The sequence below is a fragment of the Paenibacillus sp. PL91 genome, from assembly GCF_012935325.2.
Lineage (GTDB): Bacteria > Bacillota > Bacilli > Paenibacillales > Paenibacillaceae > Pristimantibacillus.
In genome coordinates this window covers 308,216-325,358 of the sequence record NZ_JABBYG020000006.1, presented here as the reverse complement: position 1 = coordinate 325,358, position 17,143 = coordinate 308,216, and the positions used below count along the sequence as shown (strand labels likewise).

14 protein-coding genes and 1 riboswitch are annotated in these 17,143 nt (G+C 49.6%); of the genes, 4 read left to right on the top strand and 10 right to left on the bottom strand.

The window, feature by feature from the left end:
* Nucleotides 1-4 precede the first annotated feature (4 nt).
* From purB to purE, 3 genes are read right to left on the bottom strand one after another with little or no spacing between them, the layout of a single operon-like run.
* Entirely contained in the window at nucleotides 5-1,300 is a 1,296-nt protein-coding gene (purB, locus tag HI950_RS16670; RefSeq protein ID WP_169086066.1) for an adenylosuccinate lyase, read from the bottom strand.
* A 7-nt stretch (nucleotides 1,301-1,307) separates the two neighbouring features.
* Nucleotides 1,308-2,486, bottom strand: a complete 1,179-nt coding sequence (gene purK, locus HI950_RS16665; RefSeq protein ID WP_169086064.1) for a 5-(carboxyamino)imidazole ribonucleotide synthase — start codon at nucleotides 2,484-2,486, stop codon at nucleotides 1,308-1,310.
* A complete protein-coding gene (purE, locus tag HI950_RS16660; RefSeq protein WP_169086062.1) occupies nucleotides 2,483-2,968 on the bottom strand; it encodes a 5-(carboxyamino)imidazole ribonucleotide mutase in 486 nt (161 codons plus the stop codon). Before purE ends, purK begins: the two co-directional genes overlap by 4 nt.
* Nucleotides 2,969-3,317: 349 nt before the next feature.
* Nucleotides 3,318-3,417: riboswitch (purine riboswitch) on the bottom strand.
* A 623-nt stretch (nucleotides 3,418-4,040) separates the two neighbouring features.
* On the opposite strand from purE, the gene HI950_RS16655 reads away from it, so the two are divergent.
* Nucleotides 4,041-5,318, top strand: coding sequence for a glycoside hydrolase family 18 protein (locus tag HI950_RS16655; RefSeq protein WP_169086060.1), 1,278 nt, complete (start codon nucleotides 4,041-4,043; stop codon nucleotides 5,316-5,318).
* Nucleotides 5,319-5,392: 74 nt separating this feature from the next.
* Here the strand turns inward: HI950_RS16655 and HI950_RS16650 are convergent, their stop codons facing one another.
* From HI950_RS16650 to HI950_RS16640, 3 genes are all read right to left on the bottom strand, one after another.
* Nucleotides 5,393-5,962: a nitroreductase family protein gene (locus tag HI950_RS16650; protein WP_169086058.1), complete on the bottom strand. Its 570-nt coding sequence runs from the start codon at nucleotides 5,960-5,962 to the stop codon at nucleotides 5,393-5,395.
* A 46-nt stretch (nucleotides 5,963-6,008) separates the two neighbouring features.
* Nucleotides 6,009-6,995: a peptide-methionine (S)-S-oxide reductase MsrA gene (msrA, locus tag HI950_RS16645; RefSeq protein WP_169086056.1), complete on the bottom strand. Its 987-nt coding sequence runs from the start codon at nucleotides 6,993-6,995 to the stop codon at nucleotides 6,009-6,011.
* Between the two features lie 119 nt (nucleotides 6,996-7,114).
* Nucleotides 7,115-8,872: a stalk domain-containing protein gene (locus HI950_RS16640; RefSeq protein WP_169086054.1), complete on the bottom strand. Its 1,758-nt coding sequence runs from the start codon at nucleotides 8,870-8,872 to the stop codon at nucleotides 7,115-7,117.
* A gap of 265 nt (nucleotides 8,873-9,137) precedes the next feature.
* Between HI950_RS16640 and HI950_RS16635 the strand changes: the two genes are divergently transcribed.
* The 3 genes from HI950_RS16635 to HI950_RS16625 all read left to right on the top strand — a co-directional run bounded on the left by HI950_RS16635 (nucleotide 9,138) and on the right by HI950_RS16625 (nucleotide 11,689).
* Nucleotides 9,138-9,569: a hypothetical protein gene (locus tag HI950_RS16635; RefSeq protein WP_169086052.1), complete on the top strand. Its 432-nt coding sequence runs from the start codon at nucleotides 9,138-9,140 to the stop codon at nucleotides 9,567-9,569.
* Complete coding sequence (locus HI950_RS16630; RefSeq protein WP_169086050.1) at nucleotides 9,566-10,642, top strand: phosphodiester glycosidase family protein; 1,077 nt, start codon at nucleotides 9,566-9,568, stop codon at nucleotides 10,640-10,642. Before HI950_RS16635 ends, HI950_RS16630 begins: the two co-directional genes overlap by 4 nt.
* A gap of 102 nt (nucleotides 10,643-10,744) precedes the next feature.
* Nucleotides 10,745-11,689: a proline dehydrogenase family protein gene (locus tag HI950_RS16625; protein ID WP_169086048.1), complete on the top strand. Its 945-nt coding sequence runs from the start codon at nucleotides 10,745-10,747 to the stop codon at nucleotides 11,687-11,689.
* 68 nt (nucleotides 11,690-11,757) lie between these two features.
* On the opposite strand, the gene HI950_RS16620 is transcribed toward HI950_RS16625, so the two are convergent.
* From HI950_RS16620 to HI950_RS16605, 4 genes are read right to left on the bottom strand one after another with little or no spacing between them, the layout of a single operon-like run.
* Nucleotides 11,758-12,897 carry a glycoside hydrolase family 88 protein gene (locus HI950_RS16620; protein ID WP_169086046.1) on the bottom strand — a complete coding sequence of 380 codons (1,140 nt, stop codon included), beginning with the start codon at nucleotides 12,895-12,897 and terminating at the stop codon, nucleotides 11,758-11,760.
* A gap of 57 nt (nucleotides 12,898-12,954) precedes the next feature.
* Nucleotides 12,955-15,270: a helix-turn-helix domain-containing protein gene (locus HI950_RS16615; RefSeq protein ID WP_169086044.1), complete on the bottom strand. Its 2,316-nt coding sequence runs from the start codon at nucleotides 15,268-15,270 to the stop codon at nucleotides 12,955-12,957.
* 44 nt (nucleotides 15,271-15,314) lie between these two features.
* On the bottom strand, nucleotides 15,315-16,214 hold the full coding sequence (locus HI950_RS16610; RefSeq protein WP_054026506.1) for a carbohydrate ABC transporter permease: 900 nt from the start codon (nucleotides 16,212-16,214) through the stop codon (nucleotides 15,315-15,317).
* Nucleotides 16,208-17,113, bottom strand: a complete 906-nt coding sequence (locus HI950_RS16605) for an ABC transporter permease (RefSeq protein WP_187768113.1) — start codon at nucleotides 17,111-17,113, stop codon at nucleotides 16,208-16,210. The genes HI950_RS16610 and HI950_RS16605 overlap by 7 nt, the downstream gene beginning before the upstream one ends.
* Nucleotides 17,114-17,143 lie beyond the last annotated feature (30 nt).

The following is a 17,143-nucleotide window of genomic DNA, read 5'->3' as shown; positions in this document are numbered from 1 at the left end:
CCCCTTAAATCAATCCCAAACGAGTGAAAATCGTATCGACATGCTTGAGGTGCCAAGCCGGGTTGAAGCAATCGTCGATTTCTTCCGTAGTCAGCACGCTTGTAATTTCCTCAGTCTCACCGATGATGTCGCGGAATTGGCGCTGCGTCTCCCACGCCTGCATCGCGCGCGGTTGAACGGTGTCATAAGCTTTCTCGCGGCTGAAGCCTTTGTCGATCAGCTTCGTCAATACGCGTCCCGAGAACGGTACGCCGTATGTCGCTTGCATGTTGCGCTTCATGTTTTCCGGGAACACGGTCAGGTTGTTGATGATGTTGCCCAAACGGTTCAGCATGTAGTTAAGCAGCATCGTTGCATCCGGCAAAATGATCCGCTCAACGGAAGAGTGGCTAATATCGCGCTCATGCCATAGGGCAATGTTCTCGTAAGCCGTAACCATATGTCCGCGAATGACGCGTGACAAGCCGGAAATGTTCTCGCAGCCGATTGGGTTGCGTTTATGAGGCATCGCCGAGGAGCCTTTTTGACCTTTGGCGAACGGCTCTTCGACTTCACGGAATTCACTCTTTTGCAGGGCGCGAATTTCGGTTGCGAACTTGTCGAGCGATGAAGCTACAAGAGCAAGTGTCGCCATATATTCAGCGTGACGGTCACGCTGCAGCGTTTGTGTAGAGATAGGAGCAGCAGTGATTCCAAGCTTGTTGCATACAAATTCTTCAACAAAAGGATCGATATCTGCGAAGGTACCTACAGCGCCGGACATTTTGCCGAATTGAACGTTGTTAGCCGCATGATGGAAACGCTCCAGGTTGCGCTTCATTTCCTCGTACCAAAGCGCCATTTTCAGGCCAAAGGTCGTTGGCTGAGCATGTACGCCATGCGTACGGCCCATCATAGGCGTATCTTTGTACTGCAGCGCTTTGTTTTTTAGAATTTCGATAAAGCGTTCAATATCTTTGACAAGAATTGCGTTCGCTTGAAGCAGCAGGTAGCCGATTGCCGTATCCACAACGTCTGTGGAAGTAAGTCCGTAATGTACCCATTTGCCCTCTGGGCCTGCTTTCTCTGATACGGCGCGCGTGAACGCGATAACGTCATGGCGCGTATCCTGCTCGATTTCATAAATCCGGTCGATATCGAAGTCTGCGGAGGCGCGAAGCGCGACTACGTCTTCCTTCGGGATAACGCCCAGCTCTGACCAAGCCTCGCATGCGCAAAGCTCAACCTCCAGCCACGCTCTGAATTTATTTTCCTCTGTCCAAATCGCTCTCATTTCCGGTCTGCTGTAACGCTCTAACATTAATTTTTCACACCTTCCAAATAGTTGTTTCTTCGATCCAGCTAAGCGCAGCATCTATGTTCGCTGCCAGGACATTGACATGTCCCATCTTTCTCTTAAAGACGGCTTCCTTCTTTCCGTACAAATGCAGCTTCGGCGCTACGTTGAGACGCTTTGCGGCCTCATCCTGACGTGCCGTGAGCTCAAGGAGCGGCTCAACATGCTGTCCGAGCACATTAACCATAACAACAGGGCTCATCAGCTTCGTGTCGCCGAGCGGCAGGTTGCACACAGCGCGCACATGCTGCTCGAACTGCGACGTCCGGCATGCCTCCATCGTGTAGTGACCGCTGTTATGCGGGCGAGGCGCAAGCTCGTTCACGAACAGCTCGCCCTCATTCGTCACAAACAGCTCTACTGCGATTAGGCCAACTACGCCAAGCCCTTCAGCAATCTTCATCGCAAGCCGTTCCGCTTCGCGCTGCAGCTCCTCGCTGATTCTTGCCGGAACAATAGACAGATGCAATATATTATCGACATGTATGTTTTCCGCAACGGGAAAAGCTTTGATCTCCCCCTGCGGACTTCTTGCCGCTATAACCGATAATTCCTTATCAAAGCGAATGAACTGCTCCAGTACCAACTGTACCTTTGCACGGGAGAGCGTCTCGTATGCTTCGTCGATTTCGCCCTCGCTGCGAATGACCCATTGGCCCTTGCCGTCATAGCCGCCCATCGCCGTCTTCAGCACGCAGGGCGTTCCGAAAGCGGAAACCGCCTCGCGAAGCTCTTCGACGCTGCGAATCTCGCGGTAAGGAGCAACCCGCACGCCTGCCGCTTCAATCGCTTGCTTCTCGCGAAGCCGATGCTGCGTAGTGTAAAGCAGCTTGCTGCCTTGCGGCACGTAGGACTCCTCCATCAGCATCGCTGCCACATCGGCGTCCACATTCTCGAATTCGTAGGTTATGACATCCGATCGCTTCGCAAGCTCGCGCGCCGCTTCGCGATCATCATAGGCGGCAACGATTTGCTCCGCAACCTGCCCGGCCGGGCTGTCGACCGCCGGGTCAAGCGCGATGAACCGATAGCCCATCGCACTGCCCGCATTCGCCATCATTCGGCCTAGCTGCCCGCCGCCAAGTATGCCGATCGTGCTGCCTGGAAGCAGCGTTTTTAGCTGAGGCTGCTTGCCTGCTTCGCTGCTCATAGCGTTTCACTGCTTTCAAGCACTTCCTGCTTAATGCGCTCGCGGCGCGCTTCCACGCGTGCTTGCACCTCTGGGTCGAAAGCCCCGAGCATTTGTGCTGCCAGAAGTCCCGCATTCGTTCCGCCCGCGTTGCCGATGGCTACTGTAGCTACCGGAATGCCGCCAGGCATCTGAACGATGGAGAGCAAAGAATCAAGCCCGCTCAAATTTGATGATTTTACGGGAACGCCAATAACCGGCAAAATCGTCTTCGCAGCGACCATGCCGGGCAAATGAGCAGCTCCGCCAGCTCCGGCGATAATCACCTTAAGCCCGCGTTCTACTGCAGATTCCGCGTATTCAAACATGAGATCCGGCGTCCGGTGTGCCGAAACGACCTTTTTCTCATAAGGAATTTGCAATTCCTCCAGAACGTCGCAGGCTAGTTTCATTGTGTCCCAATCCGATTTGCTGCCCATGATGACGCCAACCTTCGCAGACATGCGATCAAACCCACTTTCATGTATAAGTTTATAAACCATCAAGCCACTATGACTTAAAGCCTAAAAAACAGAAAAATCCCGTCAGCAACCAATTGAATAGGAATGCCGCAGGACTCGAGCGGAAGCATAAGGAACGACAAGCAATCGCTATGACTGCGGGCATTCATTAAGCTTCACTTCAATGAGGACGAGCAAGCCGTGCCGCTATGCCTGAGAGACAACAGAAGGCTGCCCCGTAAGAGAGGCAACCTATGTCCAATTTAAAGGGCATATATGAGCTGCGAATTTGCTATATGGCGATCCAAGCCGTGATCCTGTTGTTGTCACTCGATACAACTCGCTTGTTCGCTTGTCCATTCATCTTGCTCGTAGTCCGAAAATTAAGGTTTCCGGGTAGAAACATTCAGGCCTAATCCCAAATATATACGAGATGACTTTTCATAAAATAGGAAGAAAATATTCAGATTCATCCTTATGTTCCAATTGTAAATTTACGCGCAACGCCGCTGCCTTCATTCGAGGAAATTCGACAGCCGTTTCCGCTTCGGCAGTAGCTCTGCCTCAAACCTATTCTAGTTTATCTAATCCCCAAACTACTGTCAATGAAATACGAACATTAAAAGAGAATGTTTTATAAAGGTTCGTTTTTTTGAAGAAAAGAGCCGGAAAATGCGAACTGTATAACCAAAAAAAGGGGTTTACCCGCTGATATACACCGCTTTCATCGCTCTTGCGCCTCAACCGAAGCAACCAGCAGCGTCAGCAAAGTATCGATCACCAAAACAATGAACAGGATCCACCGAAAGAAAAAAAGGCATCTTTCACCGTTTTTCCTCCCTATTTGCGTATTATTCCCAAGACTCCGTATTCCTTCCGCACTTTGGCTATCATTTTTCCGAAATTTCACTGTCACCAAAGCAGTTGCCTTATACAGCCGCACTTTGTTATAAGCAGACTAGGAATAGCTCTTTTTGAATAGAGTTATAACGGTGGGTTATTTGGAATAAGAAGCGGCAGCAAGGGCTGTCGCGTGAGCATGTAGATTGATTTTTGTAAAGGAGGTTCGGCGAAGGTGCTGATCCATGTCGTGCAAAAAGGTGACACGCTTTATAAGCTGGCACAGAACCATGACGTTTCCGTAGATGATATTGCGGCAGCCAACGGATTGAGCAATCAAAATGTACTCGTCATTGGCCAGTCGCTCATCATTCCAACAGAAGCAGCCAGTCACAGGGTGCGTGCTTCCGAAACACTGTGGCAAATTGCCCAGCGATACGGCGTTTCGCTGCAGGAGCTGGCGGCTGTCAACCAGATCACTAATCCTGCACTGATTTATCCCGGCCAAACGATCGTCATTCCGCAGCCAGCTCGGCCAACGATTGAAGTCAACGCATATACGGAGAAATTCGGATCCGCCGGCGTCGAAATCGTCGAGGAAATCGGTGAGTACTTAACTTACTTAAGCCCGTTCAGCTACCGCGTACAAGCCGATGGCAGTTTTACCACTTTAGATGACTCAGCTATCATTAACGCCGCCTACGCCAAGCGTGCCGCTCCAATGATGGTGATTACGAATTTCGAGAACGGTACCTTCAGCCAGGATATCGCTCATGCGGTTTTGTCTGATCCAGCTATTCAACAAAAGCTTATCTCAAACATTCTTGCTACGATGAAGCAAAAGGGCTATCTAGCCCTCAATGTAGATTTTGAGTACGTGCCACCCGCCGACCGCGAGCTTTACAACGCATTTTTGCAAAGACTTGTCGACGGCCTTCATCCGGAGAACTATCTCGTGTCCACCTGCCTCGCTCCCAAATTAAGCGCCAGCCAGACCGGCACGCTATATGAAGCACATGATTATCCCGCTCATGGACGTATCGTTGATTTTGTCATATTAATGACCTATGAATGGGGCTGGTCCGGCGGTCCCCCGCGTGCCGTCGCGCCGCTGAACGAGGTTAATAAAGTGCTTAGCTACGCCCTGAGCGTCATTCCGGCCGAAAAAATCGTCATGGGCATGCCGTTATACGGCTATGACTGGACGCTTCCTTATGTGCAAGGCGCTAAATGGGCCCCTACCGTCAGTCCAAAGGAAGCGGTAGACCGTGCAGGCAAATATGGGGCTGAAATCCAATACGACGACGAGAGCCAATCGCCTTACTACAACTATTACGATGAGGAAGGGCGCGAGCATATCGTCTGGTACGAGGACGCACGCAGCGTACAGGCCAAATTCAATCTGGTCAAAACCTATAAACTGCGCGGCTTCAGCTACTGGGTGCTTGGCGTTCCGTTCCCGCAAAATTGGTATGTGCTTCAAGCCAACTTTACGATTAAGAAACTTGTATAGACTCCGCCTCTTTTGACAAAAAAAAAGCCCGCAGCGCTCGTAGATCACGAACACTGCGGGCTTTTCCATAGATTCTACACCAGCCATACTGTCTTCGCCGTAGCAGGAATTCGCTTAGGCTCTGGCGCAACCATGTCTGGATACCCCAAGTAAATAAACCCGACGATTTGGTCTTTCTCCACAAGACCAAACGTTTCTTTCATAAGCGGATGGTACATCGGGTCACCGGAGCGCCAAATCGCTCCAAGACCATTTGCATGGGCAGCAAGCAGCAAATTTTGCACAGCGGCCTGAGCAGCCGCAAGCTCTTCTGCCAGCACCGCGCGCGGATCGTCTGACGGCGAGCAAACGGCTGCAATTACGACAGGCGAACGATAAGCTTTCGTACGTTCCTTAGCCAATCGCTCTTCAAGCTGCTCACCGCTCAGCTCAGGAACAGCGGCAGCAGATACGCGTGCATAGCCCTCGGCAAGCCGCTCTCTTCCGTCACCCGTCATGACAATAAAAGACCATGGCTGAGTATTAAAATGACTAGGCGCCCAAGCTGCTGCGTCCAGCAGCTTTTCAATTAACGCACGCTCAACGGGGTCCTTCTTCACTCTACCTATCGTTCTCCGAGTACGAATCGCTTCCTCAATGTTCATCTTCCGAATCTCCTCCGATCAAATAACTTTAACGGGTCCTCCGCTTCTATTGCTCGAACAGATGCAGGTACTCGCCGTACCCTTCCTGCTCCAGCTTATCCTTGGCGACGAACCGCAGCGATGCGGAGTTAATGCAATACCTGAGCCCTGTCGGCTTCGGTCCGTCATCGAACACATGGCCAAGATGAGAATCGCCCTCTTTGCTGCGAACCTCGACTCTCACCATATGGTGCGTCGTGTCTGTATGCTCGGAAACCGCGGCAGCCTGCAGCGGCTTCGTGAAACTCGGCCAGCCGCAGCCCGCATCGTATTTGTCGCGGGAACTGAACAGCGGCTCTCCCGAGACGATATCCACATAAATGCCATCCTCGGTATGATCCCAGTATTCGCCGGTGAACGGACGCTCGGTGCCGCTGTTTTGCGTCACTTCGTACTGGATTGGCGTCAGCCGCTGCTTAAGCTCGGCTTGATCCTTCTTAACGGTCCAATTTTGCGAAATAAACGCATCGCGGCCGGAGCCATTACGGTACATTTTGTAGCGGTATGGATTCGTTTTGTGATAGCCCTGATGATAGTCCTCTGCCGGATAAAAAGCTTGCGCAGGCTCGATCTCCGTTACGATTGGACGATCAAAGCGGCCGCTTGCCTCCAGCTCCTGCTTGGAAGCTTCCGCAAGCGCATGCTGTTCCTCATCATAATAATAAATGCCAGTTCTATACGATTCGCCGCGATCATGGAACTGCCCGCCTGCATCCGTCGGATCAATTTGTCTCCAAAAAATATCAAGCAGCTTCTCGTATGGGAAAATTTGCGGATCATACGTAATTTGCACGGCCTCCGCATGTCCTGTCGTCTCCGAGCAAACCTCCTGGTAAGTTGGGTTTACGGTATGCCCGCCCGTGTATCCGGATTCGACCTTTATAATGCCTGGCATTTCCTCGAATGGTGATACCATGCACCAGAAGCAGCCTCCTGCGAACATGGCTTTCGCCTGAGCTCGGCTTGCGCCGTTATTTGTGATTGGTTGATCCATGCTGATCACCCTCCTAATTGGTTCAAATCATAACTAGCACCTCTATTATACATGAGGACTGCCGCTAATCACAAAAAAGAGGACTGCCGCTTTTAAACGGCATATCCTCCTGTCGTCAATTATTCAAAATTGGAGCCTGGAAAAAATACGAATAAGATCGGTAACGAACTTGCTCCTGGTGATGTATAAGTAATCGTAACCTCCGGCGGCAGCTTAGGAGCCGATTGCCCGTCCTCCGGTTTGATCTGCGTATAAATCAATACGCCCTCGCCTAAGTTCAAATGCCCGCCTGTCGGAACAGATACAACATGGCCATTCACAGAGACCGCGCCTTGGAAAATGCCTGCACGCGGATTCAGGATAATGCGGGTTCCGTAGGCGACATCCTTAAGCTTGATTGTCGTTACGGCCCCATATTCCCCGCCGTTGAATGTCGATTCACCAGTCAGTGCATCTACTCCAACCATGCTGGTGCCGCGGCTGCCTAGACGCAGCTTGCTTTCTTTAAGGCCAATTGTCTCATTCACTTCAATTAACTGATCCGTATCCAAAAATCTTCCTCGATTGCCAACCTTCTCAAGCTGATCCAAATTAAACACCGAGCTGAGAGCGTCCGACCATTCTCTCAGAGCCATCGTCGAGAACGTCAATGGTCCATCCGAGTCAACATCCAGCAAACCAGAAAAACCTTCACCTGGATTCATAATGATTTTCTCAAGCTCAGGCAGCAGCACAGCAGATGCGCCTGGTTCAATAATCATCTCGCGAGGCAAGCTGCCTGTCAGGTATCTTGTCACTGCAGCAGATCCAAATTGCATAGCATTTACGCTTGGACCCGCTAAGCCTCGGTTACCTAACGTCAATTTAATCGCTTCGCTCTGCATATTCGTCACCACAACCGCTAACTTCATCCGTTCTTCAGCGCCGTTCCGATGATGAATGAACAATCGGCTTGGACCATCCAGTACATCCTCGTACAGCAGTCCTTCACCAAAAAACCGCTCCGGCGCATTGGACATATACAAGGTCGTGTAGCCTTTTGTTTCAAAAGTATTTACATCCTCAAAGCTATTCATCAGCTTTGCATCTACGCCGAATTTATCGCCGGGATTACCATAGCGCATGTAGTATTCATAAGGCGTGTACATGACTTCGTCCGTAACCGTTATATCCTGCGTTGCTTGGGGACTCCAAGTGCCATCGTTATCATAAACGGATTGCGTTACCGTATAAACCCCTGGCTCAAAGTACGCGCTTTTGCGTCCCGTCCATTCCGTTTTCATGATCTTTCCATCAGGATCATGGCTAAGATCCTCGAATTCTACGGGCTCGCCAAGCTTCACTTGCACCGGTGCCTTAAAATTTGCAATCGGAGCGATATTCGGATCTGGCTGAATCGTTATCGTTATTTGCTTTAGCTGTGCATTGTACACATATGCTGCGTTCCAGAGCAGCTTAACGGAGGACAATGGCACATGCATGGTGCCATTTATGCGGGTTGCCGCATTTGGCATGACCATATATTTTCCGTTGCGGACCGCGCCGCGCATGTTGACGTTTAACGTCACTTTGTTGAGATAAGTATCGATATGAGTGCCCTTGCTATCGTTATATACGCTAGCCCCTACTGAGGTGGCCATTGTACGAACCGGAATCATGGTGACCCCTTTTACTACCGGCAGCGGCGTTGCCATTTTCTGCACCTTGCCATTTAACGTCATTTGCTTCGACCCGTGCACAAACACCAGCTTAATGGGCTGACGCTCTGCTGCATCTGCCTGCTCCTTCGCTCCAAAACCTGTGCCTACAAGCGTTACTAGCAAGCTGGCTACGATTGCTCGCTTAGCAATTCGCTTGAACCAATTCTCTCTATTCATCTTAATCTCCTTCCAATTTGCGGCATCGACTGCCGCATCCCGTATGGTTAGACGCAGGTAAGGGGGAGAATGTTCCGGTGAAAAATCAAATTTACATAAAATTCCCACTTATCGCAGAGGACTTCTATACCTCTCTTTGTTACAATAAGATGACATGCGCAACTATTTACCAGCAATAGATGTCTAAAACTATGAGTCCCAATGCTTGCAGTTCGTTCATCCGATCTTTCGTGCAAGTGACTAACAAGAGAGGTGAATGAATAGAATGAGTGATTTGATTTTGGAACAACGCACTGCTAGCCAAACCGACAAGAAGACGCGCAGAAAGAAAGGAAACCGTCCCTTCCTCCTTTTCGTTTGCGTATGGCTCATTATTATATGCTCCGGCATACTAGGCGCCAAATGGTATACTGAACGGATTCAGCAGACGCTGTCCGCTGATCTGGAGCGACAAACCGCCAGTCAAATTTCGGCGATGCAGCAAGCCTACGAGGCTCGCATGCTTCAGCTTGAAACGAACTACACGACCGATCTTTCCGAGCTAAAAGCCAAGGTCGATGCGCTAAATGAGCTGCTTACGTTCACGAAGGATAACGCCGCTTCCAAGACCGACAACAGCAATAAGCTGTATACACAGTTGAATGAAGTCAAGAAGCAGCTGAACGAGCTGCAGAAGAGCTTGGATGTGCTCAAATGAATCTGACCGTCAGAGCGTTGAACCGCACAGCCTTGCTCGCTTGCGCACCTTTTCTCGGCATTATGATTTGGCTGCTATTTTCCGATATTGTCATCCAGCTGCCTTCTCAGGCATTTCCAAAGCCCATAACCGAACAAGTAAGGCTTCCTGAAACGGATATTAAGCCTGCCGCGACTGGTCTTGATCTCGCCCAGGAAACGGCGTCACAAACTCGTGAGTCCATACAAAGGCAAATAAAGCTGTATAAGCAAACGAATGCCGATATGGCAAAAATTACATCGATGGCAGCCTCACAAGCAATGAGGCCGCTTCAAATTTACGATCGCAATATAACGAGGAAGCTGGGCAATGCTTCCGCTACTATCGAATCGGACAAGCTGAGAGCTCAGCTCTTCTACATAAAAGCAGAGAACTTTACGGCCTATGCGCTCAAAGTGAAGCTGAAGAGCAAAGACGCGATGACGATGGCGCTTGGCGGGGATAAGCTTGGCAAGGCCGAGACCACGCTGGCCGCCGTGAATCGTCATCAGGCTGTAGCTGGCATTAATGCCGGCGGCTTTGCCGATGGCCGCGGAAAGCGATATCCGCTAAGCACGACTATCGTTGACGGCAGCTATGCGACCGGCTTCGAGCCGCCCCATAAGGATTTGTTTTTTGTCGGGTTAAACGATAAGAATGAGCTGATCGGCGGGAAGTTCGCGACCAAGCAGCAGCTTGATGCTCATAATCCGAGGTTCGGCGCATCCTTTGTGCCTGTCTTGCTGCGCGGCGGAGCTCCACAGCCGATTCCGGTAAAATGGCAAACGAGCCCGAAGCGCGCTCCGCGAACCATTATAGCCAACTACAAGGATGAACAGCTGCTATTTCTTGTCGCTGATGGATATAACGAATCCGGCAGCTCCGGCGCTACACTTGGCGAAATGCAGCTATTGCTGCAGCGGTATGGTGCGGTAGACGGCTATAATTTGGATGGCGGCGGCTCTTCCTCGCTCATTTTTAACGGGCGCGTCATCAATAAGCCTTCCGACGGCCAGCTTCGCAAGCTGCCGACGCATTTTCTGTTTTTTAAATAATTAGGCTCGCATAGCGCGATAGCGATAATTTGTGAATATACTAATACCGAACTCCCTGAATCAGACTCCTACTAACGCTTTTTTGGGAAAGGAGCAGCAGTGATGGGCATCGGAGCAACATGGTATCGCAAAACATTATTGACGATCACGGGTATTCCGCTTGTAGAGAAGCTGTCAACGACCTATGGCAAGAGGCTTGCCGGCAAGTTTATTGCAGGTGAGACGCTTGAGGAAGCTCTGAAGGAAATCGAGGTGCTCGGCAAGCTCGGCATTATGGCTACGCTCGATCATCTAGGCGAAGGCATTCGCGATATAAGCGAGGCTTCCGTATATAAGGAGCAATATTTAAAGCTTATTGAAGGCATTGCTGCCTGCAAGGCAAGCTCCAACGTATCGTTAAAGCCAACCCAAATGGGACTCGCCCTGGACCAGGCCGCCTGCTATGCCAACATTCGCGATGTGGTGAAGCATGCTCGGCGACATCGGAATTTTGTCCGGATCGACATGGAAAATACGCCTTATACGCAGGCGACGATCGATATCGTGAAGCGGCTGCATGCCGAAGGCTTAACGAATGTGGGGACCGTGCTGCAGGCGTACTTATTCCGAACGGAGCAGGACGCTAAGGATATGCTGCAAGCATGCATTAACCTTCGCCTCGTGAAGGGTGCCTATAAAGAATCGGATAATGTCGCCTATCAGAAGCCAGACGAGGTCATAGCAAGCTTCAAAAACTTGATCAAGCTTCATTTGGACAGAGGCGTCTATACGGCAATCGCCTCGCATGACGATGCGATCATCAGCTGGGTGAAGGCTTACGCGCGCACGCATCGAATCCCGAAGCATGCTTTTGAATTTCAAATGCTGTATGGACTTCGCATGAATGAGCAAGCTAAGCTAGCCAAAGAAGGCTATCGCATCCGCTGCTATGTCCCATACGGCGCCATGTGGTATCCTTACTTCACCCGCAGGCTTGCCGAGAAACCTGCAAACCTTATGCTCGTTCTTAAAAATATGTCCGGTTTAAAGAAGGGCTCCCCTAAGTAGACCGTCGGAGAAACGTTATTAAAGCCAAAACAGTCGAGCAGGATCGCTTTACCTGCTCGACTGTTTTTTTATCGGTCTTCGTACCAATACCCTTTGATTCCCTTCTCTAGGCGAAGCAAAGCTTCCAAATAATAATAATCGCCCCAAATCATAAAATCGTCCGGAGAGGATCCGCCTCGAACATGGTAAGAGCCTCTTTTGATCAATCCTTCCGCATTAGGGTCGTTAATGGTCGCATAATGGAGTACAAGCGACTCCATCGAAAGCCGTAATCTTCGTTCGAAATACGCGCGCTCCGGGTCACCCTCATCCATCAAATCGAGCAGCTCCAGCAAACCGGCGCAAAAGATGGCAGAGGCCGAGCTGTCGCGAGGCGTTCTCGCCTCGATAGGGGCATTAAAGTCCCAGTAAGCAACTTCATCCTCCGGCAGATGGCTCAGGAAAAAACGTGCCAGCCTTTTTGACGTCTCCAGGTAAAGCCGATCCTCCGTATACCGGTACGACAGCGCGAATCCATAAACGCCCCATGCTTGTCCCCGCGTCCACGTCGACCCGTTTGTATAGCCTTGAGCGGTATCGCCGCCGATCGGTTCGCCATTTTTTGGATCAAAATGAAAGGTATGATAGGACGAGTCATCCCCGCGGACGAGATAACGCCGGCTTTTATCGGCATGGATAACCGCAGCCTGGCGGTACCGTTCATCGCCTGTCTGCTCGAAGGCCCAGTAAAGCAAAGGCAAATTCATCATGCAATCGATAATAATCCGGCCGCCGTTTACGGGGTCATGAGCAGGTCCCCACGCTTGAAAATATTGACCCGGCTCGCGCCACCTTGCCATTAGTTTGTCGGCGGCTCTTAGCGCAAGCTGCCTGGCAGCCTGATCCTTTTCTACGATCCACTGCGCTTTGGCTGACAGCGAGTACAAAAACCCGATATCATGATGGTCCAGCACCCGGTTCGCCTCATAGCGCTCCTGGAAGCTTTCAACGGTTCGGGCTGCCGCTTGCCGAAATGCGTCGTCGCCGCTGTATTCGTAACAAAGCCATAACATGCCGGACCAAAAGCCGTCGGTCCAATCATCGTTGGCGTTCAACACATACGAGCGGCCTCCGTCCGTGCTGACATGCGGAAATTGGTCGCCGAACTTAGCGATATTTCGCCTTGTCTTCCGTAAAACGTCCTCAATAGCTGTTTGCCATACGCTCATGTGATTCATCCTCCCCCTATTCCGGCATCATATAAAAATAATAGACGGCTCCGAGCCTCACCGCTCTAACGCTTCTCTTCCGTCCCTGCTCTGCCTGTACTGTCCCGGCGTAATGCCTTCGTACTTTTTAAACACCCTTAACAGCGATTGGCTGCTAGCAAAGCCGCATTGCTCAGCAATATCTTGAATGGCTTGGTTGGTTTCAGCAAGCAGCGATTTCACTTTATCGACACGCCGCTTATTAACGAAATCGACGAGATTCTCTCCGGTTTGCTCTTTGAAAAATCGGGATAAATAAGTCGGGTTAATATCGAAAGCAAGCGAAATGCTCGTCAAGCTAATATTCATATCATCCAAGTTATGCAGCACATGCTCGACAATTTGGCTCTTCAGATCGGTATTATGGCTTTTCTTCTTTTGCTGCAAATAATCACAGGCTTTCTTTAGGAAGTCCAAAATTTCTTCTTCCATCTCTGCGAAGGTTTCACATTCCGTAATCTGCTTAATTAAATCCGTTTTCTCTACCATGATTTCTTTCGTGCTGAGCTGAAGCTGCTCTACCGCTTTCAGCATCGTGCCGACCAATTCGAACATCAGCAATTTGCCCATTTGAATGGACAGCGTTCCCTCGGAAAAATTCGTAATGAGGATGCGCTGCAGGACAGCTGCCGCCTCATCGTAATTGCCAGCCGCCATCAAGTTAATCAATTGGCGCTCGGTATCAAGCGGATAATACAAATCATTTTTGGGCCGCTTAATGGATTCATAGGAAATGATTTGGTTGGAGCCAAGAACAAGCTTGTATTCCAAAGACTCGACCGCCTCTTCGTAACATTTTGGCAGCGTCGACCAAAACGTATGGATATCGCTGACACCGACGGAAAAACGAACGAAAAATTTCTCTTGAATAAATGGTTTGGCGTCATTTGCCGCTTTGAGCAGCTCTTTTTTCGCTTCCTTCTCTTTCCCTAGGACGTTCACTACACATGCAATCATGCCGTCAACTTCCGTGAAATAGGAGCGATGGCCTGCGGATAAAAGCTCTTCAAAAATGTTCGTAACGATCAAGTAAACGAATTGGATCTTTTTCTCCGCATCCATTTCTTGATTCGCCTGGAACAGAGGCTCATAGTCTTCGATCTGCAGCAGCATGACGGCAAAACGGTCCGTCTCGAACCGAAAATCGAACGATTCAATGGCTTGCGGCAGCGCGGAGCTCATATCCACTCGGCCTTTCAGCAGACGGGCCAAAAATTGGTTGCGCAGCACTTGATGCTGCTCGAGCAGCTTTCTGCTTGCTTCGTCTTGAATTGCTGCGCTGTCGGTCATAAACGATTGCAGGACCGCAAATTCGTTCGGCATATTCATCATATTTGTTTTGACCTTTGTCGAAACAAAATTCATCATATTTTGAATAGGGGCATAATTTCTTCGCGTAAGCCAAAAGGCGCTAAGCCCGCCCAGCCCGATGCAAAGCAGCATCGCAATATAAATCAAATTTTTCAGCAGCTTCACTTTAGCGGAATACACTTGCTCCGGCAAAACCGAAATATAGGTCCAATTCGTCGTATCCGACTTCACATAAGATATGGCCGCATCGTTGCCGTCCACCAATTCCGTAAGGAATCCGCTTTGATTGCTCATTTTCTGTATCGGCAGCTCAGCCAGTCCAGTCTCCCAGCCTGTAATCATAATGGGATGGCCCTCGCGATCGAGGATATAAACCGAGCCCTCGGTTGCTAGACCGATTTTCGAAATGGCTTGCTTGAGCCGCTCCTGATTGAGCAGCACAACGAGAGTCGCAGGGGCAGCTTTAATCTCTTGAATAGGCAAAGATTGCACGTAAACGAGCGAGTTTTCCGTCTGCTTAGCGCCTTCATTCAATGTAACGAAAAGCCCAGCATGGCTCGCCTGGAGCCACTCTGTCCATTCCGCAAAGCTTTTTCCCGATGCCTTATGGAGCACGGAATACAAATCATCTGCCGGCATAAACGTCGTTGTCGTTATTCCGGAGTCATTGTTCTTGAGATAGATATAGGCATCGGTTATATTTCCGTTTGCAATCGTATAAGACTGAAGGCTTGAGATCATATCCATCGTACCGAACCTGGCTTCCGCCGTATCCAACGTTTCACGGTTTAAATACGTCATGACCCTCGGGTCAAACGATAATTGCGTGCCTAACCTGCGAATGTCAGTGATCTGATTGTCCACTAATTGCCGAACCTGATCGAGGAGCGTGTCGTTAGCTCTGCGCACTTCCTTGACCAGCATTTCTTGTGATTGCAGCAGGACGATCAAGGTAATAAGGATTGGAATAAATAAGACAAATAAGTACGAGTACAGCCAAAACTTATAAACCTTGCGTTTCATATGAGCATCCACCGCCAGAGAAGTATACTCCGAGTATATACCAACTACTCTTTTACCGCACCGATCATAACGCCCTTCGCGAAAAACTTTTGCAGAAACGGATACACAAGCAATATGGGAAGCGTCGCAACCATAATCGTGGCATATTTGATGCTTTCCCTGATCCCTTCTTGATCAGCCATCGCGTCTCCCAGCTGCATAGAACTCGTATCGTTAATGACCAGTATTTCCCGTAAAATGATTTGCAGCGGAAACAATTCACGGTCACGGATGAACAGCATCGCATTGAACCAAGAATTCCAGTGTGCAACGCCGTAATAAAGAATCATTACCGCGATAATCGGCATGGAAAGCGGAACGACAATTTTGAACAGGATACCGAACTCCCCGGAGCCGTCTATTTTGGCAGATTCAATTAAGCTCTCGGGAATCGCCTCGAAGGAGGTACGCATGATGATCAGGTTCCATGTGCTGATTGCGACCGGCACGATTAACGCCAGCAAGCTGTTGCCCATATGCAGCCAATTGTTGATCAATAAGTAAGTTGGAATCAAGCCGCCGCTGAAATACATCGTAAAAATGATAGCGATCATGATCGGTTTGCGCAGCATGAACTTACGGGATAAGCCATAGGCGCCAAGCGCCGTGAAAAACAAGTTGAACAGCGTTCCCGAGAAAAGAATGAGCAGCGTATTCCGGTAACCGCTGAATATATTCGGATTGTCGAGCACGCGGGAATACGCCTCCCAGCTAAATCCGAGCGGACCTAGGAGCATTCCTTGATGTGCAATCAATCGATTAGAGTCGCTTAAGGAAGCCATAACGACATGATAAAAAGGATAAATGGTGACAATGATGAGCAAAAGCATGAGGATAGCGTTCAAAATATCAAATGTGCGGTCTGTCATGGTATTATTTTTCAAGTTCCCATTCCCCCTTACCATAATCGGTTCCCGGATACCCGGCGGGAAAACCAGTTAGCGCTGATGAGCAAAACAAAGTTGATGCCCGCTTGAAACAAGCCGACGGCAGAAGTAAAGCTGTAATCCTGGCCCTCTGCAAGCCCTTTCCTGTACACAAAGGAAGAGATGATATCCGCAGTCTCATAGGTATTCGGATTGTAGAGCAAAATAATTTTCTCAAATCCGATATCCATAAGTCCCCCGATTCGAAGAATGAGCAAAATCATAATGATCGGAACCAAGCCCGGAAGCGTAATGCTCCACATTTGCCTAAACCTCCCGGCGCCATCGACTCTAGCCGCTTCGTAGAGCTCGGGATTAATGCCGCTGAGCGCCGCCAAGAAGATGATGGACGACCAGCCAAGCTCCTGCCATATGCTGGAGAATACATAAATGAACCGAAAATTAGCCGCATCGCCAAGCAAAGTAGTGCGTTCGCCCCCGAAAAATTCGATCATCGTACTGATGATCCCATCGCGGTTCGTAAAATCGAGAATGAGTCCGCAAATGACAATGAGCGATACAAAGTGAGGCAGATAGACGACCGTTTGAACAACGTTTTTGAACAGCTTCAAACGGATTTCATTGAGTAAAATGGCAAGAATGATCGGCGCAGGAAAACCGAATAAGAGCTGATAGAAGCTTAGCAGCAGTGTATTGCGCAGCACCCTCCAAAAGTAGATGCTGTCAAAAAAGTCCTTGAAATTGTCAATTCCAACCCACGGGCTTCCCCATACACCCTTGGCAATGCTGAAATCCTTAAAAGCAATAATCGAACCGTACATCGGAAGATATTTGAAAATAAAATAATATAAAACGACTGGCAGCACCATAAAATAGATGGCTTTATTTCTCACAAGATCGTTAGCTAGTTTTTTCATCATCGCAGGTGCACTCTCTTTCCACCGAGA